This is a genomic window from Streptomyces roseochromogenus subsp. oscitans DS 12.976, assembly GCF_000497445.1.
In the GTDB taxonomy this organism is placed as follows: Bacteria; Actinomycetota; Actinomycetes; order Streptomycetales; family Streptomycetaceae; genus Streptomyces; species Streptomyces oscitans.
This window is the reverse complement of the sequence record NZ_CM002285.1, coordinates 5,666,489-5,668,524: the sequence shown is the minus strand read 5'-3', so window position 1 is coordinate 5,668,524 and position 2,036 is coordinate 5,666,489. Positions and strand designations below refer to the sequence as shown.

Annotated in this window: 2 protein-coding genes and 1 pseudogene; all 3 read right to left on the bottom strand. The window is 74.4% G+C overall.

All coding sequences use genetic code 11. The features are described 5' to 3' along the window. Positions 1-171 precede the first annotated feature (171 nt). Positions 172-774: a TetR/AcrR family transcriptional regulator gene (locus M878_RS000000100150; protein ID WP_023549830.1), complete on the bottom strand. Its 603-nt coding sequence runs from the start codon at positions 772-774 to the stop codon at positions 172-174. A 68-nt stretch (positions 775-842) separates the two neighbouring features. After that, complete coding sequence (locus M878_RS74190; RefSeq protein ID WP_023549829.1) at positions 843-1,616, bottom strand: HAD-IB family hydrolase; 774 nt, start codon at positions 1,614-1,616, stop codon at positions 843-845. Further along, positions 1,613-2,036 (bottom strand): annotated as a pseudogene (locus M878_RS94750) (oxidoreductase); the annotation flags it as partial. The pseudogene M878_RS94750 and the gene M878_RS74190, both read right to left, overlap by 4 nt.

Below are 2,036 nucleotides of genomic sequence, written 5' to 3'. Positions count from 1 at the left end.
CAGTTCGACGTCGTCCCGTACGGCGCCGTTCGGCCCCGGTCGGCAGGATTCGCCGTGTGCCGGCCGGGGCTGCCGCTGTTCGGGCAGCCGTCTGGGAACGCGTATCCCAAGGGGTGTTGCCGGTGCGGGCCTCCGTTCGGAGCTCGCGCACCGGCCCTCGGTGAGGGGGCGTCAGGCCGCAGGCGGCTCGCGATCGCGGCACAGTGCCTCGACCATGTCCCAGAGCAGTTCGACGTCGTCCCGTACGGCGCCGGCGGCGTCCGGGCCGCCGACCCCCGCGTGGCTGGCGAGCAGCATCGCCCCGACCGAGAGCCGGGCGAGCCCCTCGGCCGAGGTCCACCTGGGGACGACACCGGCCTGCTGGGCGTGCCGGAACTCCTCGGTGAGTCCGCCGAGGAGTTCCTGTGCGAAGCCGGGCTGTGCGAAGGGGCCGTCGGGCTGCTCGGCGAGGATCCGGAAAACCGCCTGGAACCGCGGTTCCTCGTGGTGCCGGCGGGCCAGCCCGGCGAGCAGCCGGCGCAGCGCGGACGCGGCCGGGATCCCCGGCCTGCGCGACGCGTCTGTCACCTGGCGCCAGGACTGCCCTGCCTGGCGCACGAGTTCGGCCGCGAGTTGCTCCTTGCTGGTGAAGTGGCCGTAGAGGGCGCCCTTCGTCAGCCGGATGCGTTCGGCCACGGTCTGCATGGTGGTGCGGCCGTAGCCCTGCGCGGCGAATTCCTGGGCCGCCGCGTCGAGGATCCGCTCGCGCGTTCTGATGGCCCGTTCCTGTTTCACCCTGACCTCCCTAACCCTCCCCGTCTGTGTGTCACCCGGCAGGAACAACATACCTTCTCAACGGTATGTTATTTGCGGATTCGAACGAGACTCTCGACGCCGGGGAGCCGCTCCCAGCCATCCCGTTCCGTGTGCCCGGCCAGCACGGGATCGTCCCCCACCACCGTGGGGTGCCCGCACAGCCGGAGCAGCGGCAGATCCGAGCTGTGGTCCCCGTACGCATGGCAGTCCGCCGGATCGGCACCGTGCCGTGCCATCACCTCCGCCGCCGCGTCCGCCTTGGCGGCGCCGATCATCGGCCGCGTGATCTCGCCGGTCAGCCGGCCCCACCTGTCCGTCAGCTGCTCACAGCCGAGCACCAGCCCGGCTCCCAGGTCGCGGGCGAGCGGCAGCAGGCAGGCCCGCGGCGCGCCGGACACGAGCACGACCAGATCACCGGCCGCCCGGTGCGCGCGCAGCGCGGCGAGCGGCGCGGGAAGGAAGGGCTGCGCGGTCACCCGGAAACCGCCGTACCAACGGGCCCCGGCCCGCCCCAACTCCATGGCGGGCACACCGGCGAAGAGCCGGTAGTAGTCCCGGTTGCGCTCCTCCCGCGCCACCCCGGCCGCCGCCGGCAACGCCCGCCCGGCGGCCAACGGCGCGGTGCGCGCGGCGGTGGACCAGTACTCCCAGAAGAGGGCGGGGGTCGTCACGGTGGTGAGGGTGTGGTCCACGTCGAAGAAGGCTATGCGGGCGGGGTGGGACTGCGGGTGGGGGCGGAGGAGGGGGCAGCAGGTGGGGCGGGCGGTGGAGCCGGGGTCACTGTGCTGATGGGGAGCGCGGTGGGGGTGGGCGTTGGTCATCGGGAGTCTCCGGTGGGGAAGGAGGTGCCGGCCGGGATGGCCGTACCACCATCCGCACCCCACCCCGAGGCGGCCGCTTCCCCCGCCTCGAAGGCCGCCGTCCGCTCCGCCATGAAGGCCGCCGCAGCCGTGCCGAAGGCGAGAGTGGCGTGTGAGGCACCGGTGGTGAGGTCGCGCCAGGCGCGTTGGAGGGGGTCGCCGTCGAAGTGGACCCGGGTGCCGCCGGCGCGGAACAGGCGGTCCACCGCGGTCGTGCACAACTCCGCGGCCAGGGCGGCATCGCGCTGGTTGCGGGCCACCGCGTCCGGCCCCAGGCCGGCCGCGTCCGCCCGGTCCGCGGCGGCGCCCAGGAGCAGCCGGGCCGCCTCGATCTCGCCGTCGGCGCGGGCGAGCACCTCCGGTGCGACGGCCCCGCGCGGC